Source organism: Pseudomonas sp. P129 (assembly GCF_020312195.1).
Classification (GTDB): Bacteria; Pseudomonadota; Gammaproteobacteria; order Pseudomonadales; family Pseudomonadaceae; genus Aquipseudomonas; species Aquipseudomonas fragariae.
Window position 1 is genome coordinate 31,972 of the sequence record NZ_JAGPYS010000010.1, and the last position, 25,423, is coordinate 57,394.

Sequence of the window (25,423 nt, forward strand, 5' to 3'; positions counted from 1 at the left end):
GTCAGCGCAGGATAATCACACCCTGACGTGCCACACGGATGAGATGCCTGTAGGTGTCCGATCTGCTGCCGTCGGGGGGAAGACAAATGATCAACAGGTCATAAGTATCATCGTCCCATAGACCCATGTCTGCACACCCGTCAAAAAGCCGCATGGCCGGGCTCAGTACCGTCGCCAGGCCTGTCGTCGAAACGGGTAAGTTTTCAACGCCTGCCATCTCAGTTGCCAACTGCTCTGCTTTACCAAACCTCAGCGTCCGCCAGGCCAGACGAAAGGAGCTACGGTTGATCGTCACGCCGTTCTCGAGACCAATAACGGGATTTCGGTTTCTATCGGATATCACATGTATGCTCCATGCAAACACTCGATCCTGGCTAACGCATCACTTCATCGAGCTGATTCAGACTCAGTCCCGATTGTAGAAAATCCAGCCCCTCTGGTTCTTCCAATCCAAGTAAAACAGTGAAGATCTGCCGGTAGGCGTTACGAAACAATGAACTGCCCAGGCTGATCCGGCGAACGCCTACTGCCCTGAGTCTGTCAATCGTCATACCGAAAACAGGCAGGACGTTGAGAGGTTTGCTGAGCGCTCTCTGAATCGCCTCAAGGTCCTCGATCGACTTCACGCCGGGTGCGAACAGACAATCGGCTCCAGCTTCTTCAAACGCGACCAGCCGTTTAATAACCTCGGTCAACGAATACGCGTGCGCTCCAAGCAGATAGTCGGTCCTGGCGGTGACGATGAAATCGGCATCGAGCGCGTGGGCGGCCTCACTGGCAGCGCGCACCCGATCGCACGCTTCTTCGATGGAGAAATACAGCGGGGTGTCCGGGTCATGATAGTCGGATATATCCTCAATGGACGCACCGGCGCAGCCGACGGTCAGGGCTCTTCTGAAGTGCTCCTCGACCTTGCCCAGTGTTTTCGCCAGACCGTTCTCCAGGTCTGCCGTCACGGGTATGTCCACTGCCCGAACGATGCGCTCAATCGCCGCAAAGCGATCTTCATTGTCCATCGAGGGAGATGAATCGCGGTAGCCCTGTGCATAGGCAATTCCCGCGCTGGTGGTGCCGAGGCTGGCGTAGCCCAACTGCTGAATGAGGCGCGCGCTTCCCTCACACCAAGCATTGGGCATGACGAATAACTCATCGCGTTCATGTAACTTTCTGAATGCCTGGCTGGTGTTCATGGCGCCTCCCTGAATGGCCAAGCATAGTCCTCTTCGTAGCACGCATGATTAAAAAAAAGTGAAGGGGCTTAAAAAAGTTTGAACAGACAACAAGCAGCCCCTGTGGAATGCTTTTATCCACTTTATCGCAAGGACGTCGACTGATGAAAAGGATTGCTTCTGCTGCGTTGTTTATTGCGTCCTGTACCACCGCTTTAATGGTGAGCGCGGCGCCACTGCCTGCCAGTTCAGCCGCAAATATAGACGGTGTGGAAATTCATACCGTCACGCTAAAAACTGACGCGATGAAAATGGCCCTCTGGCGTGATTCGCCGAAAGGGACCCACACTCAAACAATGAAAGAGTCACAAGTTGTTCTGTTTATTCATGGTGCAACCATTTCAGGTAATCTCTCAGCCGGGTACGCCATAGACGGTTATTCCTGGGCCCAAGACGTCGCCAATTCAGGACGCGAAGCCTGGGTGGTGGACCTGCCGGGGTATGGTCGTTCTGATGATTATTCGGAAATGCGCGAGGCCAGCCCACACGCCAACGGTGAATCGGTGGGCAATGCCAAAAGCCTGGTGCCCGTGATTGATGCCGCCGTCGACTATGTATTGAAGTTTACCGGTGCTAAAAAGCTGACGATTATCGCCACGTCCAGGGGCGCGATACCGGTGGGGTATTACCTGAGCGCGCACGGCGAAAAAGTGGACAAGGTTGTGTTCAACTCGCCCATCGTCCGGCGTGATACCACAAGCCCGGAGATTGTCCGAGGCTTGTTCGGCAGTGCCGAAAGACCCGACAAGAGCTTTTATGAGATTCCGGTCGACAAGCGATTGTCCATGATAGAAGAAGACCGTCCGGCGGGCACCGAGACGCAGCTTGAACAAGGGTTTATAAAAAACTGGCCCGGTGATGCAGCGCTGGAAAGAGCGCATCAAAAGAACATGATTAAAGTACCCGGAGGCTTTGCCCAGGATATCTACGATGCCTGGCATGGCGTGTATTGGGACCCTGCCACAATCACGGTGCCCGTATTAATTACACGCGGGGATTATGATCATGTGCTGACCACCGCGGCGGATATCGACTGGCTGTACACACACCTGAGCAATGCTTCCAGTAAACGGTACGTGCTGATCGATAAAGGCACCCACGCCATGTTATTTGAAAAAAAGCGTTTCGAACTCTATCGCGAAGTACGGGTTTTTCTGGAAGGCTCATATAACCGATTGTCACTGGCCTGTAGTTTTTGCGGTGGCCGCAACTAAAGCAAGGAGCAGATCATGTTGAAGAAAGCACGCATTGTTAAATTTCCAGGCGTTTTCGACGAGCGGGTATACAACGAGCGGGTTTCACGCAGCGGTTGTTTTCTCGGCAACTCGAAACTGGAGCAGATGGCCAATCAGGGTAAGCTTTCCAATGCTGTTGTCGGCGTCGCAGGCGCAGGGGGTATTGGCGGTGCCGTGGCCCTCGGGCTGGCACGGTTGGGTGTAAGGCATATCAAAATTGCCGATCCCGATTCTTTCGAAATCAGCAATATCAACCGACAGTTTGGTGCTTCAGTGGAAACCGTCGGTCGTAACAAGGCGTTGGTGGTTGCCGAGCTGGTTCACCGTTTGGCGGGGGACGTGAGCGTTGATGTGTTTCCGGAGGGTATACAGAAGCACACCGCTGAAGCGTTTGTGGAGGACTGTGATCTGGTGCTGGATCAAATGGACTTCTACAGCATTGGCGAGCGCTATGCACTGCACAGGGCGTACCGTAACTCAGCCAGGTGCAAAGGCTTGCTGGCATCCTCGGTGGTCGGTTGGGGCGCCAACATCTACAAGTTCGACAAGGCAGGCCTGACGCTGGAGGATTTTTACGATATTCCGGAAGAGGCGCAGATGACACCTGAACTGGTCGAAAGGCTGGTCATGCTCCAGGCCTCTTATCAGCCTCGTTTTCCGAGCATTCCCGATATTTTCAGCTGGATGAAAGACACAGGAAACGTGCCTATTCTTTCCGTGGCACCGACGGCCTCGCATTACCTGATTCTCTGTCGCTCGGCGCTGATGCTTTGCGACCTGGAGGGCGCACCGTACAGCACCGAACTTCCCCCCATGCCCAAGTATTACTGGTTCGACGGCTCTACGTTCGACAACGGTATTTATGAGTTCGACGGCACGTGGGCAAACCCCGAGGAGCATCGCAAGCACTTCAATGTCAATTGAACCAGCTGGCCCCGATCGGGGCCAGCCCTTTGAGGAAGGCGCCGTGAACGAAGTGCTCGATACTCAGGAACGGCACAATATTTCCAGGTTCCTCCTGGCCTCCAGTCTGTGGTTCATTTGTGTGGGAATACAAAGCGTATTTCTGCCCTGGGTACTGATCAGCGTCGTTCATGCATCGGCCTTTCAATTTGGCATCGCCCAGATGTGCCTGATGTTGCCGGTGCTGCTGCTGGTGATCTATGGCGGTTATGTTGCCGATCGCAAGCCGGTGCGCAGGTTATTGGTCTGCGTGTACCTGGGTGGCGCGCTGACGGCATTGGTCTTCGCCGTCTGGAGCTACCAGTCCGCAATAACCTACGCCAACGTGCTGGTGTATGCGTTGGCCTTTGGCGTGCTGTCGGCCTTTTGTGCGCCTGCCAGAGAACTTTACTTGAATGTACTGGGCAAGAAACAGTTGCAAAAGATCGTCACTATAAACATCGGGATTGAGTTCGGGATTCAGACGGTGGGTTTCGCCATTGGAGGTTTTGCACCGCAGGTGGGCGTCGGTCTGATGTTCTTGTTGTTGTCGCTTCTGTTCGGGATGTCGTCCCTGGCCGCCTCTTATATTTCGGTGACCACGCCCAGCAAGCCTCATTCCGGCCTGATCGCTGAAACCAGTACCGCGCTGCGGTTTTCCATTCAGCACCCGGTCATCTTCCCGGTACTGTTATTGAACGGCCTGATCGGTGTGTTCTTTCTGGGCTCGTTTTTCGTCATGCTGCCCCTACATATTTCCCGGTTGCCGGGGTACGACGCCTCGTTGTTGGCGCTGTTCAATATCGTGTTTATGGTCGGGTTGATCGCTTCCGTCATTGTCTTGACCGTCAAGGGCGGGATAGAAAATAAATTACGGGCACTGATCAGTTCCTGCCTGCTCGCGTCGTTACTGCTGGCGGTTATCCCGTCCGTGCTCACAGAGTGGATTCTGTTTTTAGGGGTATTGAGTTGGGGGTTTCTGGGCGGTATTGCCCTCAGCATGGGGCAGACGCTGATTCAGGAAAATGCCCCTTCAGGCAATAAAGCTCAGGTGTTAGCGTTACTGATGTTGTTTTTCATGGGGGGCAGTCCGATAGGTTCTTTCCTGCTGGGAACACTTATCGAGTTCGTTGAAGCGCCCGTCGTAGGTGTCATCAGTGCAGTCGCAATGATTGTTTCAATAATGGCAGTTTCCTATACCTACACGCTATGGAATGCACAACATGAACGGATCGACACTGTCCTTTGACGAAGCCACGTCGAAGGATTTCAAAGGTAACGTGTTACTTGCAAACTCTGATATCGAACTCGCCCTGGTCAAGGCTGTTTGGCAGGAAGTGTACAGCGAGGAGTTAGGTTGGCTGGACGGGGATGACACCGATCCTCGCAATGATCGCTACCATGCCAACTCGGTCTACCTGCTCGCCACTGACGACGAGGGAGCCGCCGTGGGGGTCATGCGCATGATTATCGACGGGGACCAAGGTCTGCCCATCGACAATTTTGCCGACATTTCCGGGATACGGGCAACTGCGCAAGGCGCGCTGATCGAATGTGCGCGACTCATGGTTCCGGCCAGGCACCGTGATCAGATATTTTCGGCTTACCCCTACGGTATTTTTGCTGCCTTGGTAAAAGCGGCTTTGCAGTATTGCCTGAAAGAAAAAAACTACGACGTCCTTGCCAATTGTTTTATCGATACACCTCACACACCGATAAAAGCACTGGCCCACATGGGGTTCCGTGACTTGAACATTCGCTTTCGAGACGAGTTGCATGAAACGTCAGAGTGTACGGTTCTGCATTTGGACATCAAGGACATGCTGTCGATATTTTACGGGCCCGAGAAAAGCCTGGGGCATTACATCATGGCGCGAGCGTAGTTTAATTTTTCCGGGCAAGGGAAGCAGGCATGAACCCATCAATGGCTATCTACGAGCGTGAGTCGAATGTGCGTTCTTATTGTCGCGACTGTGACGTTGTGTTTGCGACGGCGCAAGGGGCAGTGATCGAAGACGTCGAGGGGCGGCAGTTCATCGATTTTTTTGCGGGGGCCGGATCACTGAACTATGGCCACAATAACCCGCGTTTGAAAAAAGAGCTGTTGGACTATATTCAGCAGGACGGCATCACGACCACCCTGGACTTTCACAGCGCTGCGAAGTCTCGGTTTATCGAACAGTTCGAGCGGATTATCCTCACGCCGCGGGGGATGAACTACAAACTGCAGTTCACCGGGCCCACGGGGACCAATGCAATCGAGGCCGCCTTGAAGCTGGCCCGCAAGATCACCGGACGCACTTGCATCGCTGCGTTTACCCATGCATTTCACGGCGTCACGCTGGGCTCGCTGGCGCTGACCGCCAACGCCGATAAAAGAGCCGTCTCTGGCGTAGAGCTGTCAAACGTCGTTCGGCTACCTTATGACGGATTTCTGGGGCGTGACATTGACAGCGCGCATATCATTGAAACGATGTTCTCCTCAGCAGGCGCAGGTTTCGAGCCGCCGGCGGCCATTATTCTGGAAGTTGTGCAGGGCGAGGGCGGTTTGAATTGCGCGCGGCCGCAATGGTTACAGAGAATTCAACAGCTGTGCCGGGCCTCAGGTGCGCTACTGATCATTGACGATATTCAAGCCGGTTGCGGTCGTACGGGCACGTTTTTCAGCTTCGAATCTGCCGATATATCCCCCGACATCATTTGCCTTTCAAAGTCCATCAGCGGTTATGGTCTGCCGATGTCACTGGTGCTGATAAAACCGGAGCACGATCAGTGGGCGCCCGGTGAACACAATGGCACCTTCCGTGGAAACAACACTGCATTCGTGACGGCTGCGGCGGCACTGAGCTATTGGCAAGACAATGCGTTCGAGCGCTCGATAGCGCAACGGTCCGCCGTCCTGCGCCTTGCACTGGAAAAAATAATTGCTCATTCACCCCCCGAGGCTGTCCGCATTGTCGGGAGAGGGCTGTTCATGGGATTGAGATTTGGCAACTCACGGCGCGCGAGCAGACTGTCTGCAGAATGCCTGTCCCAAGGTCTGCTTGTGGAAACCTGTGGCCCCTTGAATGAAGTGCTCAAGCTGATGCCGCCGCTGACCATCGATCTGCCTGTACTAGAGCGCGGACTGGACATCTTGAAACGTGCCTACCTTTCTACCTTACACAACGAGTCATCGCGAGGGATTGCCTGATGGATTTAATGGTTGGAGATACCCGTACATTGTCTGCCTGTGCGTTGGGCGATGAGTTCATCCTGCAAGAGCTTGCACAATTAAGAGACGAACTGATCCAGCAGGTTTTCGATCATCCTTTTCTGGTTCAGTGCCGTGCGGCAAGCATGCCGATAGACCGGCTGAAGAACTTTCTCGTGCAACAAGGAAAATACAGCCGTTATTTCACGCGGTACATCTGCCAGTTAATGAGTCATCTTGAGGGTGATGAAGATATTCTGGCAGTGTTCGAAAATCTTTTCGAAGAACTGGGTTTTGGTGAAGTCGCCGAACCCACTCATTCGGCTATCTACCGTGAGATGTTGTGCTCCTTCGACCTGAACCTGGAGGCGCACGCCACGCTTCCTTCCACGCAGCACCTCATCGATACAATGATGAACTTTTGCAAACAGCCCAATGGTATTTATGGACTCTCGGCGTTGTGCCTGGGGGCCGAGGCCATTGTTCCTCATCTGTACAGTGACATTGTCACTGGCTTCTCTGGTCAGGGCGTTGCTGCAGAGAGGCTCAGGTTTTTCACGTTGCATATCGAATGTGACGATGGTCACGCGGACACCCTGTTGGCGATTCTGTCGCGTCTGGTGATGGAAAAACCGACTCGTTTTGAAATAGTCCGGCACGCCGCCGTCATGATGATCAAGGCGCGACTTGAGTTTCTCGATAAACTTTGAGGTGAGCATGAATAACCACACTTTTTCTTCCGGTGATTTCGTGCATGTTCCCGCCAGTCTGGCCGCTGGCGAGGACGTGGGCACGCTGTTACATGAAGGGGTCAGAACAACCACGCTGGACGCGTTCAGCAAAACAAGAAAGCACGAAGTTCATGTTGTCGACCTGCCGTCCAGGTCGATAAGCATGACGTTCGGTGCGCTACAGCCGCTGCAAGGGTCGGGCCTGCATCGGCATAACTATGAAACCATCATCTATATCATTTCAGGCACCGGTTTTTCGATGGTAGGAGAGACGCTCGTTGCCTGGACAGCTGGAGACGCCGTTTATATTCCCGTCTGGCGTTGGCACAAACACGTCAATACATCAGAGGACGCAGAGGTCACGTACATCGCCTGTGAAAATACGCCTCTGCTGCAGGCGCTTGGCGTCGCGTTGCGGGAGGAAGCTTCCTGAAAGAAGCTCGGTATCCGTGCCGCGGAGGGGAGTCTGGACGTACCGAAGTTTTCATCTGTAAATGAACGGTCAGAAAGATGATCGGGGTGCAGAAAATCGATTCAGCCCGCCGTTTTTTAACCCTATGTCCTCTGATGCTCAGGAATACTTTGCGAATACCCGCCAAATGGCCTAACTATAGAGGGAAGGAAAGCCGGGGTGCAGTGGAAAAACCCCGGAGCGGGAAAACACCCGGTCAGCAAAGTCGACCATCCGCTTTGCACCGGGTAAACAGGGAAAACGGATGTCTCGAATCTTTGATGTTGATACGCACCTTTGGCGCACGTTCAAATCGGTGAGCGAAACTCGAAGTATCACGCGGTCTGCGGTTGCGCTGTGCAGAACTCCACCAGCCATCAGCATGCAGATAAAAAAGCTGGAAGCACTTCTGGAACTGAAGTTGTTCGTCAGAGGCGACGACGGTTTTCGGCTGACGGTCATTGGCGAAGAAGTATTGGCGGCCGCTGAAAAGATTCTCGCCATGCATGACAATTTGTTCCGCTTGAAGAACAAGAACCCTGATAGCGAATTGCGTCTGGGCATGCCGGATGATTACGCACTCTTTTTCCTTCACGGGATTGTAAAAGCCCTGGCTCGATCAAACCCCGATCTCAAGATAAAGCTGGTCTGCAAGACGTCGTCGTTCTTGATAGACGACGTCGACCAGGGTCTACTGGACATGGCCGTTGTCGCAGTGCCGGAATCTCGGGTCATGGAGCATTCTGAATACATCAGGCGTGAAGAACTGCACTGGATCGGCGATGCCAGGCTGGTCAGGGCAGGGCATCCGATACCGTTGGTGCATTTTCCCGATGGTTGTATATGCCGAGAGGTGTCTGTCCAATCCTTGCAGTTTGCCGGGATGGCGTCCGAGATACGATTCACCTCAGAGTCCAATTTTGCCGTTTTCAATGCCATCAGTGCCGGTGTAGGTATCGGCGTGGGCGAGTTATCACTCATTCCGGGCGATACGCCTATTATCACAAGCTCGCTGCTTCCCGCATTGCCCGCGATACGGATGTCTGTACTCTCTAACGACGATCGCATTTCCAGAGCTGTCCTTTCCAGAATAAGCACCAGCGTTGTGAGGAGCATCAATGCTGTATGCGAGCAGAATATCCTCGGAAAAAAACGCCCGGAAAATGCCTTTGCCGTTGGCGCTTTTTGACACGTTCAGCTCCCGTGCCTGAAATCCGGCTGCGAATCAGCACGTCATCAGGGCTATCGCTTTCCTGATAAACTATCGGCCTTTCCCGATTGATCGCGTCTCTGCGTGCGGGCCACGGTGTGGTCCCGCGCATCGCTCGATTCAATTGAGCCATTTTCTCGCTGACCGCCTCTCAATGATGCATGTTGTTGAGGCCAGCCAAGGGATGGCGATAACCCGCCGCGTAAAAGACCAATCCACATGAACATCGAAAACAACGAAGCCTCAGCAAACATAGGCGATCCGCTTGCAACAGTGTCCCGCCGCTTCTCCGTCGCCCCCATGATGGATTGGACTTTTTTATTAAAAAAATCAAATGCTTACAATAAGTTAAGTTGATTGTCAGCTCTATGTAGCAATTTTGACACGCCTGTCCTTGAACCGATACGGGGTTGGGGTCTGATTCAGGCACTTGATTCGGGAGCTAAAGACTACGACATTACCCGCCCAAATCGAGTCCGTCATTGCTTGATCGCACGCGCATAAGACCAATAATTTAGCTTGCGTACATAGTGACCCAATGGGTATGTTGAGAATTATGCTTATGATTGATTGATTGATTGATGACCGTACTCTGGAGCACAAGGATGTCAGGACCTAACCGCAACGAAATTATAAGCCTAGCTGACAGTGGGGGGCTGATAAAGTCTATACTCGCCGATCAGTGGGGTTTTATATATGGAAAGGAACAAGAGGAATTCGTCGGTTTGTTGGTGTTTCTGCATACTGAAGGGCTCATTGATTTGCTTTCAGCGTTGAATGACCAAGATTTTGTTTTATTAGAAGGCTGGCAGCAAAGCCGAGGGGTACTGTTCTTACGAGAAGCGCTAGGGAAGTTAAATATCTCAGCCAAAACCCTTTTAAGCGCGCTTGAAATTCTCGACGAAGGAGACAGTGTTCCGTCATTAAGCAGAGAGGCAGTGGAGTGTTGGTGTGGGTCCGACGATAAGCGTTCAGAGGAGTTGTTAGCGCTACATAAGGAAGATGTGACGTATTACAGCAAATTCTGTATCTTGAGCACTGCTTTAGGTGCGGCGATTAAAGTTGGTCATTTACGTTTTATGAGTGCTGCTTACGAATATCTGCGATCTGGTGATGTCAGTGAGAAAAAAGAAGTAGTCTGGGCGTTTTACGGGATTAGTTTGCCAGATCTTGGCAAGTGGAGAGAACTTATTACTGCGATTGACAAAGCGCTGCAGCTCAATGCAGGCGAAGAGCTTAGTCATGCGATAGTACGTACAGTTTTTTCTTGGTTTAAGACAGCTCCTAAAGATATTATTCCGGAATTAGAGGCTTTGATCGCTACTTCATGGATGCCTAGTTCTCCGGGGCATCTTGAAGAAGCGTCGCGCGCTTTGGCGTTTGAGTTTGATCAGCTCGGCGAACAATTTCGAATAGATCTTTTGCTGAAGTTACAATATGTGGATTTCAAAATAATAAATATTCATGTTCTTGATCTTGTGTTAGAACGATTTATAAAAAAAGGCTATACGATTCTTGTAAGAGAATTTGTGGAAAGCTTTTTGGTTCGCTCAAATTTCGAGTTTCACTTGGCTCATTTTGATTCTGTCGTCCGACAGTTGAATAGCGGGCTTTCAAGCGACTTAGAATCTTGGGTGTTTGCTTGGCTCCGCTCTGGAAACTTTCAGCTATGCAAAGAACTGGACGAAGGTTTGTTTGGAACGCATGAGCATCAGCACATTTTTGATATTGACCTCAGCCAGCATAATTTTTCCGAGCAGGAATATGGCTTTATCGCTCGCAAATCGGTTGTTGCGTTTTTTCTTAAGCCAAAAACTATAGCGTCGATGATTATCTCTTTAGCCCGGCATGCAAGTCCTAGCGTGCGTGATGATCTTCAAGATCTATTGTTTTCTGCAGTGTTGATCAATTACCCATCTCTGGCAGGTAGTATGCTGGATGCCAAAGCTGAAGATCAAAATGAATTGGCTGCCGACGTTATTAAAGTTGCTTTAGGGCAGCTCCAGTCTTACCTTCAGGGGGTGAGGAAAAGAGCAAATATTATGGAGCTGAGGCCTTCGGAGCGCGAGTACCAGCTGGAGTGGCAGCGTCATTCAGATGAAATGAACGACGCCATGCGTGAGGCTCGACGGGGTTCATTTTTATCTAATCTTGTCACGGAGCGTCTTATTCTTCATGGTAATGGAATGGTCTCTTGGATTCAGGCAAATCCTAGTGATGTGAACACAGATCAGGGTATAAGTACCTCCACGCGAATCGAAACACCAATGGCAAGCTTTAGTCACTCTATGGAGATGCCTCGGCAAATGGTACTTGATCCTGTTGGTCTGGACAGAATGCTGCTGACTTTTATAAACGAGAGGTCACCAAAATGAAGCTCGTTTTTAGGCAGTATGTAGCTTCGCTTAGAGAGCGCCGTGAGCTTGATGTGGTTTTACCTGACTTGCTAAGTGAGTTGGGATATAACGTTATATCTCGACCGTCAATAGGTACACGTCAGTTCGGTGTGGACGTCATGGCAATCGGAAAAGAAAACGGAGAAGAGAAAGTATTCTTATTTTCTATTAAACAAGGTGATTTGAATCGACAGGAGTGGTCGGTCGGTGAGCAGTCTTTGAGGCCCTCTCTGGAAGAGATTATAGATGTGTACATCAACACTCGTATCCCTCCAGAGTATCAGTATTTAAAAATTGTAATATGCCTATGTTTTGGTGGCGAGGTTCTTGAGGCGGTTCGAGATAATATAACGCAGTTTATAAAGAGAAATGAAACTGATAGAATTGAGTTTCAAATATGGAACGGGGATAAACTTGCTGGGTTACTAGCGGATGGCGTACTGAAAGAACAGCTGGTCAGTGGAAAACTTCGAGCTAGTTTCCAAAAATCTGTCGCAATGGTCGATGAGCCAGATATTTCTTTTATCCACTTCACCTCACTAATTCAAGGGCTAACTCAAAACGTACCTGACACACCTAAGTCTCGGCTTTCTGCATTAAGACAGATTTATATCTGCCTTTGGGTTCTCTTTGTTTGGTCTAGAGATGCTGGTAATTTGGAAGCCCCCTACAGAGCAAGTGAGCTGGCTGTTCTCTATGCCTGGAAGCTTATTAATAGTGACATTGGCTCTAGTTTGAAGGTCTCGGAAGAGATCGGAAGTACTTTTTCTGAGCTTGTTGATCTGCATTTTCAAATTTGGGATGAGTATCTAGGGCTAAAGGTTCTACCTTTAGTTGATGACCTTCATGCAGTCTCGGCTTCAGTAAACACCCGTACATCTCTTGACGTGAACCTGAAGCTATTCGAGATATTAGGGCGGCTATCGCAACGGGGGCTTTGGATGCTATGGTCAAAGTCTGGAGATGAGGTTTCGCCAACCTTTTGCGTTATTGAAGGACTCGATGAAGCAAAGACGTTGGCTGGTCAAGTCCATGCCCTGATAACTAACAATCCTTGTCTGTTGGCTCCCATTGCTGACGAGCAATCTATAGATATTAGCCTTGCTTTATTGTTTCTATCAATGATTGAAGAATTTCAATCCTTGGCAATTAGCTATAGCACAGTTCTGGCTAATAATTATTGGTATACCTATTCTCGTCACCTAAATTATCCTTCAATCCATCGCGATTACAGATTGCTAGTTAATCATCCTGCAGAAAAATCTGAAACCTACAGAAGTAAAAGTACTAAAGCGAGCGTTCTTGTACCATTGATAGGTGTGTGGTCTGCTGTTAAGGGTGAGACCGATGTCACGCGCGAATTTGCCGATTTCGTGAATGACCAATTAAAACACTGCAACCTTCAGTTTTGGTTAGCGGGGGTAGATTCAGAACAGCATCTATACACTTCTACCGCAGTGCATGGTTGGGCTTTGACAGACGTACCCGTTTCGTCCGACGGACGTTCAGTGCTAGAGTTACTAGAGGGTGAATGCGCTAGGTCAGCGGCGTATGAATCACTTTCCGCGATCCGTTTAGGGCACTGGCCAATCGTCGCGATGGCTTGCCGTCATCACCGTTTGCCACTTCCTCCGAACATGTGGTTACCAATATTAAGGGAAATAAAAAATAAGCATCTGAATTAGATAGCACTATCACAAATATCGTATTTGCTTTTATCAAGCAGTTAGATGCCGATTAGGGCGTGGCGATAAGGCTGGCTCAACCTAGAGGTCAAGCCAGCTAAAGCGATGTTCATTCGCCATATTTTTCCGCTTTGGCTTTCAGGCGTGCAGCGCGTTGCTCATCGCTTTCTGGCCAGTAAACTCTGTCAAACACCGGCTTCGGCTTGAGTGCTTCTAGCAAAATATATGCGGTGAAAGACCAGAATAAAAAAAATGAAATTTTGATGAATAACTTGCTCGATGGAACGGTCGCTGACTCTAGCAGGTTTTGCGCGATTTGAGTCAAAGTGTGCGTGTTAGCATCACCAAGCACTAAAAAATTCAGGGCGAGAAGCATGCTCATTGCAAACCCAATGTTCATATTTGTCTCGCTATCTTCCTTCACTGATTTCCGCTTTTCCAAGATGTCGAGTGCGACCTTGTCCCTATCTATAATTGCTTGCCTGCGCACCACAGAAGCGAATCTCATCTCTGGGTCCCCGAATTTCTCGTAGCGGATTTGAAGTTTTGAAGAAACGTAGTTGATTGGAAGTAGCATTAATTGGCGTAACGTAGGAAACAGCAGCGTCATCATGAATGCGAACAGCCCAAGGAAAACGAGTGCGTTGCCACCGCTAACCTCTGGCGCATCCAGTTTGGCGAAGGCTCCTAGCAGGTTCTTCTGAAAGAAAAAAACTAGGCATGAGTCGAGCGCCAATATGAACGAGATGAGCAGCATGAAGTGCCGCATCTCTATCGCTTTTTCGATAAACGATGTGGTGGTGGCAAGTGCTTTTGACATGCCTGAAGCTGAGTCGGCCATGAACGCCCCTTTATAGTTTATTGGTCGAGCGACGCATCATGCCCTCACCTGCAGAGACATTCAAACAACCCAGCCCTTATGGTTACCGCTGGCAGCAAGCTTGCGCCGAATAGCGTTAGCTTTCGGGCCAGGCTTTGTGAAAACGCGCTAAACACCTCGAAAACTGAGATTCTTGAGGTTTGCCTATGGAATCAGCGGTCGGAAGCATGAATTAGCTTAGTCAGTGACCTAGACTTTCGTAATGCGGTGTCGACAACGCACAGTGGTGTGCATGGTGTTGCCTCGCTCTGTGGTGGAAGAGTGAGGCAACAATAACCCTAAAGGTTAACATGTAAAATTTTTTTACCTATGAGGTCATAAACCATGATTGGAGGGAAAGGCCCAAGTCTTTCAAATCATGAACGGTTGTAACGTATACATGAGTAGTAAAGTGAGGCCGTTTTGAAAACCTAGTAAGGTTTAGTTTTACTGCCTGTCCAGTGATGCCGTTCATATGGTCATCTAGTATCACAACAAGATGAAGGGAAACTTTTTTATCAGATACATCTTTAATGTTTTGAGCCGCTAGCTCTGCATTTCTAATTGTATCTAAGAACCTGTTTGGCGTATAACTTTTGCTAAAGTACTTGATTTCGGCTAGGTGAACGGTATCTGGAGTGTTTGCTATCGCGTCAAAAATAAGTGGTCTTGGGACACTTGGGATTTCAATTTTTACATTCGAAAGGAAGGGAGCATGGCACTCGCGTGTAAGCTTGTGTATAGCCATAGTCTCCATGTCTTTTAGCTGCTGCATATGCTGAAGTTTACTTTCCTCAGCAAATTTTTTGAAGTCGAAATCGTTGTGTTCATTTATAATCGGTTCGCCTACAGGTGTTCCATTTTCCTGAGTGGGTTTTGTTGTGTTTTCGTTATTACCCTCGCCACTCGACTCGTCCGGCTTAGAAGCTGCATCGGGTGAGTCTTGAGTGAAAATTTCAGGGGAGGATGAGGTTGTGTTTGTGGGATCAGCTGCGCTGTCCTCAGCCTCTGCGTCTAGAATTGCCTCATCGACCTCCTCCTCAAGCTTCTCCTTGCGTTCAGCAACGCTAACCGTCCCAAATAGTGCCATGAAATGATTTTCATTTTTGTAGTCTGAGGGCGCGTAAAGTTTTTTATGGTTGAAATTTAAAGTTGCAAAGAAAAGCGTAACTATTAACACAGGGAACAGCATTAGAAATCAGATGAACATGGCTTGATTTTCGGATTCTACGAACGGAAGAACTACACTGCCACTAACCTCAGCAATGGCCGCAAATCTAGAAATCACTGTTAATGGGTTTTTGATATGTGAGGCATGTTCCGTCATTTGTCATTCCTTGAGTTTTTGGATCCTTATAGATCAGATATTATCCATCTAGCTCTACCGCATATAGTCCATTTTTCGGTCATTTTGATAATTCTGTCTGGCCAGTCTGGGTTCAATGCGTATAGATATTGTTCATTTCCTTCCTGTCTCAGCTGTTTTAGGGTTGCGGCATCATCGCTTGACCTCTTAGCTGCCACAAAATGTCCTGGTAGTGCTTCTAGAGAGGGGTCAATAACCACCTTATCGCCCTCACTAAACTTAGGCTCCATGCTCACTCCTTCAACCCTTAGTATGAAGGCCCTAGGGCCTACTGGGCCTGGAGCCTCAATCCAGTCTTCAGCATGCGTGAGGTCAAAATGAGGATTGGTGTCACACCAAGAGCCTGCAGCGATTGAACCTATAACCGGGAGCTTCCTACCAGTATGACCTAGGACTGTAGCATTGCTAAATTCCCCAACCCCGTATGTCAGATCTAGGTAGCCCATGTGCAAACCAAGGGCTTTCTCGATCTCACGAGCTATCTGATCACCAATCCCTTTCGTCGGATTTTTTCCGGCGAAAGCGCTAACTTGAGCTGGGGCCTTACCCAAGCGGTCAGCAAGTTGGGTAAGCCTGAGCTTCTGATCACTCAGAACGCGTTTGAGGTTTTGTAGTCTGGTATCGGAAATTTTCATACCGAGGATTTTGCTCGGATTAACCCCTAAGGTGAATGTCCTATTGGGTATTGAAAAAATAACCTATTAGGTTAACTTGCAGCTACTCAGGAGCAGCTTATGAACCTACGTGAATATATAGGCAGCATGAATGTAGAAGACCTCGCCTCGTATGCTAAACGATGTAGCATTTCGCCAAGCTACCCCTGCAAGTCCAGCCAGGGCTCTCGCTTCGTGAACAAAGCGGAGCGAGCCTAGTGACTGTCTATATATACAGTAACGATCTTGCTTTCTATGTCCACACCTATCATCCCTTGGATGGGCGGCAAACGCCACCTGGCCGACCGCCTCATCCCGCTTTTCCCAACCCACGAATGCTACGTCGAAGTGTTCGCTGGCGGTGCGGCCCTCTACTTCATGCGCCCCCAGGCCGCCCCCGTTGAAGTCTTGAACGACGTCAATGGAGACCTGGTGACGCTGTATCGCGTCGTCCAAAACCACCTTGAAGAGTTCGTCCGCCAGTTCAAATAGGCACTCAGCCCGCGCCAGGTTTTTGAGTGGCAGAAGATGACCCATCCCGGAAACCCTCACCGACATCCAGTGCGCTGCACGGTTCTTCTACCTGCAGCATCATGCCTTTGCAGGGAGTGTCAGCGGGCAGACGTTCAGGACCGCAACGACGGGACCTGCCATAAACCTGCTGCGGATAGAGGAAAATCTGTCTGCGGCCTGGCAGCGCTTGTCGGGTACGTATATGGAGAATCTACCATGGCTCGAATGTGCTGAGCGCTACGACCGGCCTCACACACTCCACTACATGGACCCACCTTACTGGCAGACGGCTGGGTACGGTGTGGATTTCCCATTTGAGAATTATGAGCGGATGGCCGATTTCATGCGGACGTGTAGAGGGAAAGTAACGGTCAGCATCAGCGACCATCCTGACGTACGGCGCGTGTTTGAAGGCTTCCATTTCGAAACGATGGACAATCGCTACAGCACGGCAAACCAGAGAAAGGGAAAGGCTGATGTCAGCGGTGAGCTGGTTATCATGAATTGGGAGCCTGCCGAACTCGGTGGTTTGTTCTGATCTCCAGCTTCAAGTAGGCTAACGGAGACTACACTCAAGATTGAGTAAGGTGATACAGTATGCTAGCGCACGTTAAGTCAAGGATGAGTGGATATGAACGAGTTTTGCACACCAGAGTCCAACAATAGCCCGACTTGGACGCCTATTGATTTTGCAATATGGAAAGGCGTGCCAGAGATTCTGGGGGGAGGGATTCCTTATATACAGCGTTTTAAGGATGCTTGGTTGGTTCATAACAAGCAGTATATAAGGGCTGCGGTAGAAAAATACTCGCTCCCCGTAGAGTTGCTAGCTGGAGTTTGTTGGATTGAGCAGCGGGGGATCCAAATATAGTCGACAGAGTAATGTTTGAGGTCCGGGCTCACGACCCGTTAAATATCTCGACTCCGGAAAGAAAGACTAGTTTTGGCTGGGTTAGCATACAGCTACGCACCGCGGCGCTCACGTTGGGGCTCGATGCTGAAAAAATGGATATCAGTCAGTTGCGGAGTTTGGCAAACTGTATTGAGAATGATGTTTATAATATCGATATCGCAGCTAAACATTTGCGTATGCTTGCTGATCATGATCATTTTACATCCATTGGTATGGACGAGGTTAGAGTCATCGGTGCTCGCTATAATCGCGGCACGGGTTTGACTCTGGAGGAAATAAAGAAAGACAGTAGGTATGAAAATTTTATTGTGACTCATTGGCTTCGCTTTAAAAAATTGATGATGTGAGATCATGAAAATTAAATATATTCTACTCAGGGTTGTTCTGTATTTTATATTCCTTACATGTTTGCTGTTTTACGCTTGGACTCAAGGGTCGCCATATGATTGGATGGAACCGAGTGAAATGGCTCCGTTACCTCAAGATGTACCAGTGATGCCAATACAAGATGATTCCGGTAATCGGGAAACGTTTCGAGGTCTACTTGTTTTTATTTTGATAGTTTCGCAGATCTTTATCGGTTTGGCTTTATCTAGAAAAGAAGCTGTATTTACAGTTGTTTTGATGTGTTTAGTGTTGTTATTTTACTGGTAGGCAAGGTTAGGTCCGCAAAAGTACGGGCCTGCTCTGAGTTGCTGTGCTAGATATAATTCTTTTTAAGCGAAAGGTTTCTTGGCGACTCTATCCCAGCCTCCGGACACTATCCCTGCACTACCACCATCAGTACGCCTCTGCTGCGAGTATTCGAGTTTTATACGCCCGTAGTTTAGTGTGATCGTTTTTTTTGGGAAGGCCAGCATGTTCCGCGCCATTGCCGCTAACCGTTGATATCAACACTTCTTCAAGAACGATATCTAAATATTTAAATTTCTCAGTGCCTGCGCGATGTACGCGTATAGTTACTTTTTTGATATGCGAACCTCGGCAGAAAAGTTCAAATAGTTTGGGTGTTGCTTTGTCTATGTATTTACGTACCCTAAGGTCGCCCAGAGTCACGCCCCCAGCAGTCGCGCCGCCGCTGGAACAGGCAGTTGTACTGACCGACTGAACCGCGTCGTAATGGTAGGACAACAGCTCTACCCAGCCCTTGTGGGCGTCGTCCAGAGACTCGCCTTCTACACCGTCCACCTGCATAAATGCGTCAAAAGACATATCAGCTTCCTGCTTAAAAATTGAGGGCTTAGGCTAGCTTACGGAGCCCGTAGATTGCCAGCTTCTGACTAGTCAATGCTGAGTCTGCCACTGCTCCCGGCCAGCTCTCGCTGATGGCAGTAAGCGTTACGCGTTTGGTCTTGCCCAGCGGGCGAACTTTCTCGTACTCATCAAGGTATCGGTCAATTATCTGCTTGATGCTTACGGTTTGCGGTCTATGCGCTCTATCGCACCCGGAGCAATTAGCTCTGCTTCACGTTTCTTGATCCTGGCTTGGGCAACCTGCTTACGTTCGAAAGCCTGACTTTCCTGTTAAACTGCCCGCCATTCCAAACAACCCGTATCTGTACCGTGAAGCCGGCGGCTTCACCTCTGCATTTACGTGCTGTCACCATGCCCGTTTCGAATAGCTGCATTTACAGATCAATTGCTACATCGTGGCAATCGCTTGCTCAAAACGAACAAGCCGGGCTAAAAACAGCTGCACTCAAGATCAATAAACATGACACCTGAAAGCCTAGAAACCCCCGTAAATATTGGCCAACCAGCCCCAGCGCTATCCCGCCGCTTCTCCGTCGCCCCGATGATGGACTGGACCGACCACCACTGCCGCTACTTCATGCGCAAGCTCTCAAAGCATGCCTTGCTCTACACCGAGATGGTCACTACCGGTGCCTTGTTGCATGGCGACCGTGAGCGGTTCCTGCGCCATGATGAAACCGAGCATCCGCTGGCATTGCAGTTGGGTGGCAGTACGGCGGCGGATCTGGCTGCGTGTTCGCGTCTGGCGCAAGAGGCGGGGTATGACGAGGTCAATCTGAACGTCGGTTGCCCGAGTGACCGGGTGCAGAACAACATGATCGGCGCGTGCCTGATGGCGCATCCTGAGCTGGTGGCGGATTGCGTGAAGGCGATGCGCGATGCGGCCGGTATTCCGGTCACGGTCAAGCACCGCATCGGTATCAACGGCCGTGACAGCTACGCTGAGTTGTGTGATTTCGTCGGCAAGGTTCAGGAGGCGGGTTGCCAGAGTTTCACGGTTCATGCGCGTATCGCGATTCTCGAAGGGCTGTCTCCCAAGGAAAATCGCGATATTCCGCCACTGCGTTATGACGTGGTCGCGCAGTTGAAGTCTGACTTTCCCGGCCTGGAGATTGTGCTCAATGGCGGCATCAAGACGCTGGAGCAGTGCAGTGAGCATTTGCAGACGTTCGATGGGGTGATGCTGGGGCGTGAGGCTTATCACAACCCGTATCTGTTAGCGCATGTCGATCAGCAGTTGTTCGGCAGCACTGCGCCGGTCATCAGTCGTTACGATGCGTTGGAGTCGATGCGGCCGTACATTGCGGCGCACATTGCCAGCGGCGGCAACATGCACCACGTCACCCGGCATATGCTCGGTCTTGGCCTGGGTTTCCCCGGCGCGCGACGCTTCCGGCAGTTGCTGTCGGTTGACATACACAAGGCCGAAAACCCCATGCTGTTGCTGGATCAGGCCGCGGCGTTTCTTCAGGGGCATTGATCGCATGTGCGGTGCGTTGATCTGAGCTGAATCAAAGGAACCGCTTATTCCAGTAGCGGCGGTATCGGGCTGCGGTTATGTTGAGCGCACAACCCAACAAGGAAAAAACGCCCATGCACAAAGTCCTGGTTCCTTTCGACGGCTCCAAGCACGCCATGCGTGCCCTGGGCTATGTCATCGAGCTGTCTGGCGAGCTCAACAAGCCGCTTGAAGTGCATGTGCTCAACGTGCAGGCCAGCCCCATCGACTACAGCCTTTATCTGGCGCCCGACATGATTGATGGCGTCAAGGCCGGCCTGACCAATGAAGGCAAGCGGGTGCTGGCTGATGCGGTTGCGTTGTTGACTGCTGCTGGTGTGCCGTTTCTGGCCCACGTCGATCTGGGTAATGTGGCCGAACAGGTCGAGGCCGCAGTTCAGCGACTCGACTGCGACGCCGTGGTCATGGGCACCCGCGGGCTGGGCAACATTGGTGGCCTGCTGCTGGGCTCGGTGGCCACGGGGGTGATCCACGAAGCATCGGTGCCGGTGACGCTGATCAAATAATCACTGCTGCGCCAGCGTGCGCGGCTGGCGCAGCAGTTCGATATTTTCCGCAGGCACCAGCTCGCGCAGCGATTTATACAGTGCGCGGGTTTCCAGCAGGTTCCAGATGCGCAGCATGGTTTCCAGGGCATCCAGCGGCTTGCTGATGAAATCCCGTGCGCCCAGTGCCAGCGCGCGCAGGCGGGTATCGCGCGTCGCGTCGGCGGTCAGCACCATGATCGGCAGGTAGTCATTGGCTGGTATGCGCCGGTTGAGCTGCTCCAACACCGCGAAGCCATCGAATTCGGGCATGTGCAGATCGAGCACCACAAGGTCGGGCTCGAAGCTGTTGAACAGGTCCAGCGTGCGCAACGGCTCGGTGCTGCTCAAGACATTGGTCAGCCCCTCGCGGGCAAGCAGTTGCTCCATCAGATCAAGGTTGGGCCGCTGGTCATCGATGATCAGAATGCGAAAGTCGCCGGTCATGTGGGCTCCGGTAAATACTGGTCCAGGAGGGCAAGAAACACCGGCACCTGGATGGGTTTGATCACAATGGCCGTAGCTCCGGCCTGTTTCAGTTCGCGATGGGCTTGATCACTGGTATCGGCAGTGATCATCAGCACCGGCGTCTGGGCGGTAGCCGGCAGTTGGCGCAGACGTTGCAGCACTTCAAGCCCCTTGATGTCCGGCAGGTTGAGGTCGAGAAGAATCAGCTGTGGCGCATGCTGGCGCGCCAGGTCGAGCCCCAGTTGGCCCTGCATGCTCGACAGCAACTGGATACCCGGTCTGCGTTGCAGCAGCGTTTCAATCAAGGCCATGCTCGACAGGTTGTCTTCGATGCACAGCAGCTTGCCGTGATAGGCCGGTCGGGCAGGCGAGCGGGCATCAGGCGTTATCTCGAGGCGAGTGTCAGCTTGACGCGGCAGAGTGGCGGCAGGCGGCTGCACCCGCACAAGCGGCAGCGCCAGTATGAACCGGCAGCCTTCGTCCGGCGTGTTCTGTACGGAGAGCGTGCCGTGCATCATCTCCAGCATGCTTTTGCTCAGCGCCAGTCCCAGCCCGGTCCCTTCGACGCTCGGGTTGGCATCCAGGCGTTCGAACGGCTTGAACAGCTGTCCGATACGCTCCGGCGCAATCCCGTAACCGGTGTCCACTACGCTGACCGTCACCTGCTCGGCGGTCTGCTCGATTTCAATCCGCACCTGGCCAGCGGGCCGGTTGTATTTGATCGCGTTGGACAGCAGGTTCAACAACACCTGAATCAAGCGCTGACGATCCGCCACTACGCCGATCTCGTCAGGCAGGTTCGGCAGGGGCTTCAACTCTATATTGGCGTCGGCAGCCATTGGCGAGACCAGCACCAGGGCTTCTTCAAGCACGTTCGACAGGGATACCGGCTCGAGGATCAGGGACACATGCCCGGCTTCGATTCTGGCGATATCGAGCACTTCATTGATCAGCTTCAGCAGATGCTGGCCCGCCCGCAGAATATGACCGATTTGCGGGCGCTGGCTGGCGGGGGAGTCCATGTCCAGCAACTGGGCAAAGCCCAGAATCGAGTTCAGCGGCGTGCGCAGTTCATGGCTCATGCGCGACAGGAATTCACTTTTGGCCCGGCTGGCGCGTTCGGCTTCCTCGCGCGCAGTGCCCAGGGCAATTTCGGCAACGCGACGATCACTGATGTCACGGGTGATCTTGGAAAAACCGCGCAGTTCGTCATTGCTGTCGTACTGTGCGGTGATCACCACACTGGCCCAGAAACGGCTGCCATCCTTGCGTTGGCGCCAGCCTTCTTCGGTATAACGGCCGTTGACGGTGGCCTCATGCAGCGCCATGTCGGGGTGTTGCGGACACTCCTGTTGCAGATAGAACACAGAAAAGTGCTGGCCGATGATCTCCTGCTCCGTGTAGCCCTTGATACGTTCGGCCCCTGCGTTCCAGGTGGTGATGTAGCCGTTGCGGTCCAGCGCGAAGATGCCGTAGTCCTTGACGCCTTCGATGATCAGCCGCAAACGCTCTTCGTTGTCGCGCAGTGCGCGTTCGCGTTCGGCCAGCAACTGGCCGGCTTCGACCAGCCGGGTGCCGAGCTGGCCGATTTCGTCCTTTTCAGGCGGCTGGGGCAGCAGCGGATGCCCGAGCGCCAGACGCTGGGCGTTGCGTTGCACCTGATGCACCCTGGCGACGATGCCTTTGGACAGCATCAGCACGGCAAGAATGGCCCCGAAGATTCCGCAGGCCGCTGCCAGCAGGGTCGACAGCAGCAGGCGCTCGCGGGTGGCTGCGGCAGCCTCGGTGCGTTCGGCAAGCAGCGCGTCTTCACGTTCGCGCATGATGCCGATGCGTTCGCGCAACTGGTCGAGTACGTACTTGTTTTCGATCAGGATGCGGGCGACGGTTTCCCGGTCCTCCCGATTCATCGAGCGCAGTTTTTCCAGGCCTTCGACCTTGGTGTTGATCAGCGGCTCGATGGCTTTCAGGTGTTCGCGCATCTGCTCGTCACGCACATTGGTGTTGAGCCGGGCCAGCGCCGCCTCGATCAGCGGTTGCGCGTTGAGATAGCCGGGCAGGAAGTCTTCCTGGTGGGTCAGCAGGTAGCCACGCACGCTGGCCGCACCTTCTGCGATCTGGGTGTGAAGGGTCTGGATATCGCCTTGGACGAGCAGCACACGCCGTACGTCTTCCTCTGCCCGAGCGGTCTGGCGCTCGGCGATATAAATCAGCACCAGCGAGAACATCAGAATCGCCAGTGGCAGCGAAATGGCCACCAGTGCCTTGCCGCGTAGCGGAAGGTCTTCCCAGCGACTGCTGGCGTGTGCCGTCATTGCCAGTCGCTCGTCGATTGGCTCACCAGCCCCAGTGCCACACCGCGTACCGCCGCCTGAGTGCGGTCCGAGGCGCCGAGCTTGCCGATGACCTTTTCCACGTGGGCCTTGGCCGTGCCGGTGGTGATGCCGAGTTTTTCGCCGATTTCCCGGTTGCTGAAGCCGCCCGCCACCAGCCCGAGTACCTGGCGTTCGCGCGGGGTGAGGGTTTCCGGCAGGGCTGCACCACTGGTGTTGCGTTCGGTCATGCGCCGCAGCAGGCGCGCGCTGACGGCGCTGTTCAGTGCTTCTTCACCACGCGCCACGCGTTGCAGGCCGTCGATCACTTCGTCGCGGCTGGCATCCTTGAGCAGGTAGCCCACCGCACCGGCGCTCATGGCGGCCTCCAGGTGATCGGTGCTGTCGTCCATGGTGAAAATCACCACTTTCAGTCCCGGCATGCGCTGCTGGAGAATTCGTGCAGCGCCCAGCCCGTTGAGCACCGGCATGCGAATGTCGAGGATAGCGATGTCCGGTTGCAGTTCCTGGCACAGATCGATGGCTTGCTGGCCGTCGGCTGCCTGACCGACCACTTCGAACTCCGGATGCCCCGCCAATAGCGAGACGAACCCGGTACGCGTCACTTCATGATCGTCCGCCAAAACCAGTCGCACAGTGTCAGTCATGTCATTGCCTTGTCTGCGGTAAAAGGAACGATGGCGCGCAGTCGGGTGCCGTGCCCGGGCCGACTGACGCAGGTCAGGCGGCCGCCGAGCAGGCTGGCGCGCTCCTGCATGGCCACCAGGCCCAGTTTCTGGACGCCTTTGCCATTAAACGGTTTCTGGGTGATGAAACCACTGCCGTTGTCTTCCAGTAGCAGTGAAATGTGTTCTTCACTCAGTTCCAGGGCCAATTCTACGCGGCCTGCGCTGGCGTGTTTGAGCACATTGTTGATGCCTTCCTGGGCAATACGGAACAGGGCGATTTCCAGATGGCTGGGCAGGCGGGTCAGGGAGCGCGAGCGCCAGTGCACCGCGACTCCGGCTTCACGCAACCGGTCGGCGTCCTTGTCGACTGCCTGCAGCAGGCCGAAATCGTCGAGCACGCTAGGACGCAGGCCACTGATCAGCTGTCGACCTTCACCCACGCAGTGCTGCGCCAGCTTGAGAATGGCCTGCAGATCGGCGTCCAGCGGCTCGGGCAGGTCCGGACAGCGACCGGCAAAGCCCTGCAATCGCTGGTGCAGACCGGCCAGTGTCTGAGCCAGACCATCATGCAGGTCGTAGGCCATGCGCTTGCGTTCGTCTTCCTGAGCGGTGAACAACTGGCGGACCAGTTCGGACATGGTCTGCTCTCTGACCACCAGCGCGTCAAGCAGCCGATTGTTTTCCAGGTGTGCCGCCAGCAACGTCGCCAGCAATTGCAGCGACTCTATGTCTTCGTTGTCCGGCGCATTGATGCCCACGCTGTTGGCCAGCAGCAGGGTGCCAAAAGAGCCTTCATCGGCGCCACGCAACGGTAACAGCAGCATGCACGGCAGATCGGCAGCGGGCCGCTCCAGCCATTGCGGGCCGATGGCCAGCGGGTCGGCAGCGGTTTCAAGCGTGGCGAGGCGTTCTGCACTGCCATGGCTGGCGGTGGTCTGCACACCGTTGTCGGCGCTCCATTCCAGCAGCAGGCCATGGTCCATCGCCACGAATGCGCACGCGCGTTGCAGCACGCGCTGGCGCATGGCTTGAGGTGGCAGATGGGTCAGCTCCTGACCGGTATCGACCAGCAGACGAAGACGTGCGGCGCGGCTTTGCGACTGGCGATACTGGTTGCGAATGGCCAGTGCGCTTGCCGGGTCATGGGGAGGACTTTGCATGGGGTGCTCCAGCGAGGGTTGATGCCCGCGCGGGCATAACAGAAGTAAGGCTATTAGAACTGTATCAGGAGGTGAAGCCCATCTGCCGATCGGCATACACAGATAACCCCGGTTGGCCGAT

23 protein-coding genes and 4 pseudogenes are annotated in these 25,423 nt (G+C 52.7%); 16 read left to right on the top strand and 11 right to left on the bottom strand.

From position 1 onward, the window contains the following. Window position 1: 1 nt before the first annotated feature. Together KBY02_RS20365 and KBY02_RS20370 are read right to left on the bottom strand one after the other, a co-directional pair. On the bottom strand, window positions 2-343 hold the full coding sequence (locus KBY02_RS20365; RefSeq protein ID WP_024650968.1) for a hypothetical protein: 342 nt from the start codon (window positions 341-343) through the stop codon (window positions 2-4). A gap of 31 nt (window positions 344-374) precedes the next feature. Further along, window positions 375-1,190 carry an isocitrate lyase/PEP mutase family protein gene (locus tag KBY02_RS20370; protein WP_024650969.1) on the bottom strand — a complete coding sequence of 272 codons (816 nt, stop codon included), beginning with the start codon at window positions 1,188-1,190 and terminating at the stop codon, window positions 375-377. A gap of 143 nt (window positions 1,191-1,333) precedes the next feature. Between KBY02_RS20370 and KBY02_RS20375 the strand changes: the two genes are divergently transcribed. The 11 genes from KBY02_RS20375 (at window position 1,334) to KBY02_RS20425 (ending at window position 13,072) form a co-directional block, all read left to right on the top strand. Further along, window positions 1,334-2,443 carry an alpha/beta fold hydrolase gene (locus tag KBY02_RS20375; protein ID WP_011267317.1) on the top strand — a complete coding sequence of 370 codons (1,110 nt, stop codon included), beginning with the start codon at window positions 1,334-1,336 and terminating at the stop codon, window positions 2,441-2,443. A 15-nt stretch (window positions 2,444-2,458) separates the two neighbouring features. Then, window positions 2,459-3,388: a ThiF family adenylyltransferase gene (locus KBY02_RS20380; RefSeq protein WP_024640595.1), complete on the top strand. Its 930-nt coding sequence runs from the start codon at window positions 2,459-2,461 to the stop codon at window positions 3,386-3,388. Window positions 3,389-3,431: 43 nt separating this feature from the next. After that, entirely contained in the window at window positions 3,432-4,655 is a 1,224-nt protein-coding gene (locus KBY02_RS20385) for an MFS transporter (RefSeq protein ID WP_225650717.1), read from the top strand. Continuing rightward, entirely contained in the window at window positions 4,630-5,289 is a 660-nt protein-coding gene (locus KBY02_RS20390; protein WP_003406999.1) for an N-acyl amino acid synthase FeeM domain-containing protein, read from the top strand. The genes KBY02_RS20385 and KBY02_RS20390 overlap by 26 nt, the downstream gene beginning before the upstream one ends. Window positions 5,290-5,330: 41 nt before the next feature. Continuing rightward, window positions 5,331-6,599 carry a diaminobutyrate--2-oxoglutarate transaminase gene (ectB, locus tag KBY02_RS20395; RefSeq protein ID WP_161806252.1) on the top strand — a complete coding sequence of 423 codons (1,269 nt, stop codon included), beginning with the start codon at window positions 5,331-5,333 and terminating at the stop codon, window positions 6,597-6,599. Continuing rightward, window positions 6,599-7,309 carry a TenA family transcriptional regulator gene (locus KBY02_RS20400; protein ID WP_011267322.1) on the top strand — a complete coding sequence of 237 codons (711 nt, stop codon included), beginning with the start codon at window positions 6,599-6,601 and terminating at the stop codon, window positions 7,307-7,309. The genes ectB and KBY02_RS20400 overlap by 1 nt, the downstream gene beginning before the upstream one ends. A 7-nt stretch (window positions 7,310-7,316) precedes the next feature. Next, window positions 7,317-7,763: a cupin domain-containing protein gene (locus tag KBY02_RS20405; protein ID WP_024640593.1), complete on the top strand. Its 447-nt coding sequence runs from the start codon at window positions 7,317-7,319 to the stop codon at window positions 7,761-7,763. Window positions 7,764-8,046: 283 nt separating this feature from the next. Next, window positions 8,047-8,970, top strand: coding sequence for a LysR family transcriptional regulator (locus tag KBY02_RS20410; RefSeq protein WP_225650718.1), 924 nt, complete (start codon window positions 8,047-8,049; stop codon window positions 8,968-8,970). A gap of 240 nt (window positions 8,971-9,210) precedes the next feature. Further along, window positions 9,211-9,348, top strand: coding sequence for a hypothetical protein (locus KBY02_RS20415; RefSeq protein ID WP_158227489.1), 138 nt, complete (start codon window positions 9,211-9,213; stop codon window positions 9,346-9,348). Window positions 9,349-9,596: 248 nt separating this feature from the next. Next, window positions 9,597-11,366 carry a hypothetical protein gene (locus KBY02_RS20420; RefSeq protein WP_060409651.1) on the top strand — a complete coding sequence of 590 codons (1,770 nt, stop codon included), beginning with the start codon at window positions 9,597-9,599 and terminating at the stop codon, window positions 11,364-11,366. Next, window positions 11,363-13,072: a chemotaxis protein gene (locus KBY02_RS20425; RefSeq protein WP_096103731.1), complete on the top strand. Its 1,710-nt coding sequence runs from the start codon at window positions 11,363-11,365 to the stop codon at window positions 13,070-13,072. Before KBY02_RS20420 ends, KBY02_RS20425 begins: the two co-directional genes overlap by 4 nt. A gap of 109 nt (window positions 13,073-13,181) precedes the next feature. On the opposite strand, the gene KBY02_RS20430 is transcribed toward KBY02_RS20425, so the two are convergent. The 3 genes from KBY02_RS20430 to KBY02_RS20440 all read right to left on the bottom strand — a co-directional run bounded on the left by KBY02_RS20430 (window position 13,182) and on the right by KBY02_RS20440 (window position 15,932). Next, complete coding sequence (locus KBY02_RS20430; RefSeq protein ID WP_096103730.1) at window positions 13,182-13,913, bottom strand: hypothetical protein; 732 nt, start codon at window positions 13,911-13,913, stop codon at window positions 13,182-13,184. A gap of 346 nt (window positions 13,914-14,259) precedes the next feature. After that, window positions 14,260-15,123 (bottom strand): hypothetical protein, encoded by an 864-nt coding sequence (locus KBY02_RS20435; RefSeq protein ID WP_225650719.1) that lies wholly within the window; start codon window positions 15,121-15,123, stop codon window positions 14,260-14,262. A 161-nt stretch (window positions 15,124-15,284) separates the two neighbouring features. After that, window positions 15,285-15,932, bottom strand: coding sequence for a LexA family protein (locus KBY02_RS20440; protein WP_104723719.1), 648 nt, complete (start codon window positions 15,930-15,932; stop codon window positions 15,285-15,287). Between the two features lie 273 nt (window positions 15,933-16,205). Here KBY02_RS20440 and KBY02_RS20445 point away from each other — a divergent pair. The 3 genes and pseudogenes from KBY02_RS20445 (at window position 16,206) to KBY02_RS20455 (ending at window position 18,030) form a co-directional block, all read left to right on the top strand. Continuing rightward, window positions 16,206-17,001: pseudogene (locus tag KBY02_RS20445) on the top strand (DNA adenine methylase). 93 nt (window positions 17,002-17,094) lie between these two features. Further along, a pseudogene (locus KBY02_RS20450) lies at window positions 17,095-17,723 on the top strand (hypothetical protein). A gap of 4 nt (window positions 17,724-17,727) precedes the next feature. Beyond that, window positions 17,728-18,030 carry a hypothetical protein gene (locus KBY02_RS20455; protein WP_080434068.1) on the top strand — a complete coding sequence of 101 codons (303 nt, stop codon included), beginning with the start codon at window positions 17,728-17,730 and terminating at the stop codon, window positions 18,028-18,030. A 62-nt stretch (window positions 18,031-18,092) separates the two neighbouring features. Here KBY02_RS20455 and KBY02_RS20460 read toward each other — a convergent pair. Both KBY02_RS20460 and KBY02_RS20465 read right to left on the bottom strand, forming a co-directional pair. Continuing rightward, a pseudogene (locus KBY02_RS20460) lies at window positions 18,093-18,588 on the bottom strand (Hcp family type VI secretion system effector). A gap of 49 nt (window positions 18,589-18,637) precedes the next feature. Then, window positions 18,638-18,983: pseudogene (locus KBY02_RS20465) on the bottom strand (site-specific integrase); the annotation flags it as partial. A 107-nt stretch (window positions 18,984-19,090) separates the two neighbouring features. On the opposite strand from KBY02_RS20465, the gene dusA reads away from it, so the two are divergent. Both dusA and KBY02_RS20475 read left to right on the top strand, forming a co-directional pair. After that, a complete protein-coding gene (gene dusA / locus KBY02_RS20470; RefSeq protein ID WP_225650720.1) occupies window positions 19,091-20,110 on the top strand; it encodes a tRNA dihydrouridine(20/20a) synthase DusA in 1,020 nt (339 codons plus the stop codon). 113 nt (window positions 20,111-20,223) lie between these two features. Next, on the top strand, window positions 20,224-20,655 hold the full coding sequence (locus KBY02_RS20475; RefSeq protein ID WP_011267332.1) for a universal stress protein: 432 nt from the start codon (window positions 20,224-20,226) through the stop codon (window positions 20,653-20,655). On the opposite strand, the gene KBY02_RS20480 is transcribed toward KBY02_RS20475, so the two are convergent. Genes KBY02_RS20480 through KBY02_RS20495 form a run of 4 tightly spaced genes read right to left on the bottom strand, consistent with a single transcriptional unit; the run spans window position 20,656 to window position 25,302 of the window. After that, window positions 20,656-21,120, bottom strand: a complete 465-nt coding sequence (locus tag KBY02_RS20480) for a response regulator (protein WP_003406975.1) — start codon at window positions 21,118-21,120, stop codon at window positions 20,656-20,658. Further along, window positions 21,117-23,456, bottom strand: a complete 2,340-nt coding sequence (locus KBY02_RS20485) for an ATP-binding protein (RefSeq protein ID WP_104683935.1) — start codon at window positions 23,454-23,456, stop codon at window positions 21,117-21,119. Before KBY02_RS20485 ends, KBY02_RS20480 begins: the two co-directional genes overlap by 4 nt. Then, on the bottom strand, window positions 23,453-24,121 hold the full coding sequence (locus KBY02_RS20490; RefSeq protein ID WP_011267334.1) for a response regulator: 669 nt from the start codon (window positions 24,119-24,121) through the stop codon (window positions 23,453-23,455). Before KBY02_RS20490 ends, KBY02_RS20485 begins: the two co-directional genes overlap by 4 nt. Beyond that, on the bottom strand, window positions 24,118-25,302 hold the full coding sequence (locus KBY02_RS20495) for a sensor histidine kinase (RefSeq protein WP_024650977.1): 1,185 nt from the start codon (window positions 25,300-25,302) through the stop codon (window positions 24,118-24,120). Before KBY02_RS20495 ends, KBY02_RS20490 begins: the two co-directional genes overlap by 4 nt. Window positions 25,303-25,423: the final 121 nt, after the last annotated feature.

Coding starts and splice junctions, on each gene's coding strand:
- KBY02_RS20490 (WP_011267334.1), bottom strand. CDS start 24,121: ATGACTGACACTGTGCGACTGGTTTTGGCGGACGATCATGAAGTGACG.
- KBY02_RS20480 (WP_003406975.1), bottom strand. CDS start 21,120: ATGACCGGCGACTTTCGCATTCTGATCATCGATGACCAGCGGCCCAAC.
- KBY02_RS20425 (WP_096103731.1), top strand. CDS start 11,363: ATGAAGCTCGTTTTTAGGCAGTATGTAGCTTCGCTTAGAGAGCGCCGT.
- KBY02_RS20375 (WP_011267317.1), top strand. CDS start 1,334: ATGAAAAGGATTGCTTCTGCTGCGTTGTTTATTGCGTCCTGTACCACC.
- KBY02_RS20405 (WP_024640593.1), top strand. CDS start 7,317: ATGAATAACCACACTTTTTCTTCCGGTGATTTCGTGCATGTTCCCGCC.
- KBY02_RS20485 (WP_104683935.1), bottom strand. CDS start 23,456: ATGACGGCACACGCCAGCAGTCGCTGGGAAGACCTTCCGCTACGCGGC.
- KBY02_RS20420 (WP_060409651.1), top strand. CDS start 9,597: ATGTCAGGACCTAACCGCAACGAAATTATAAGCCTAGCTGACAGTGGG.
- KBY02_RS20380 (WP_024640595.1), top strand. CDS start 2,459: ATGTTGAAGAAAGCACGCATTGTTAAATTTCCAGGCGTTTTCGACGAG.
- KBY02_RS20455 (WP_080434068.1), top strand. CDS start 17,728: ATGAAAATTAAATATATTCTACTCAGGGTTGTTCTGTATTTTATATTC.
- KBY02_RS20475 (WP_011267332.1), top strand. CDS start 20,224: ATGCACAAAGTCCTGGTTCCTTTCGACGGCTCCAAGCACGCCATGCGT.
- dusA (WP_225650720.1), top strand. CDS start 19,091: ATGACACCTGAAAGCCTAGAAACCCCCGTAAATATTGGCCAACCAGCC.
- KBY02_RS20400 (WP_011267322.1), top strand. CDS start 6,599: ATGGATTTAATGGTTGGAGATACCCGTACATTGTCTGCCTGTGCGTTG.
- KBY02_RS20435 (WP_225650719.1), bottom strand. CDS start 15,123: ATGCTGTTCCCTGTGTTAATAGTTACGCTTTTCTTTGCAACTTTAAAT.
- KBY02_RS20495 (WP_024650977.1), bottom strand. CDS start 25,302: ATGCAAAGTCCTCCCCATGACCCGGCAAGCGCACTGGCCATTCGCAAC.
- KBY02_RS20390 (WP_003406999.1), top strand. CDS start 4,630: ATGAACGGATCGACACTGTCCTTTGACGAAGCCACGTCGAAGGATTTC.
- KBY02_RS20415 (WP_158227489.1), top strand. CDS start 9,211: ATGAACATCGAAAACAACGAAGCCTCAGCAAACATAGGCGATCCGCTT.
- KBY02_RS20430 (WP_096103730.1), bottom strand. CDS start 13,913: ATGGCCGACTCAGCTTCAGGCATGTCAAAAGCACTTGCCACCACCACA.
- KBY02_RS20410 (WP_225650718.1), top strand. CDS start 8,047: ATGTCTCGAATCTTTGATGTTGATACGCACCTTTGGCGCACGTTCAAA.
- KBY02_RS20440 (WP_104723719.1), bottom strand. CDS start 15,932: ATGAAAATTTCCGATACCAGACTACAAAACCTCAAACGCGTTCTGAGT.
- ectB (WP_161806252.1), top strand. CDS start 5,331: ATGGCTATCTACGAGCGTGAGTCGAATGTGCGTTCTTATTGTCGCGAC.
- KBY02_RS20370 (WP_024650969.1), bottom strand. CDS start 1,190: ATGAACACCAGCCAGGCATTCAGAAAGTTACATGAACGCGATGAGTTA.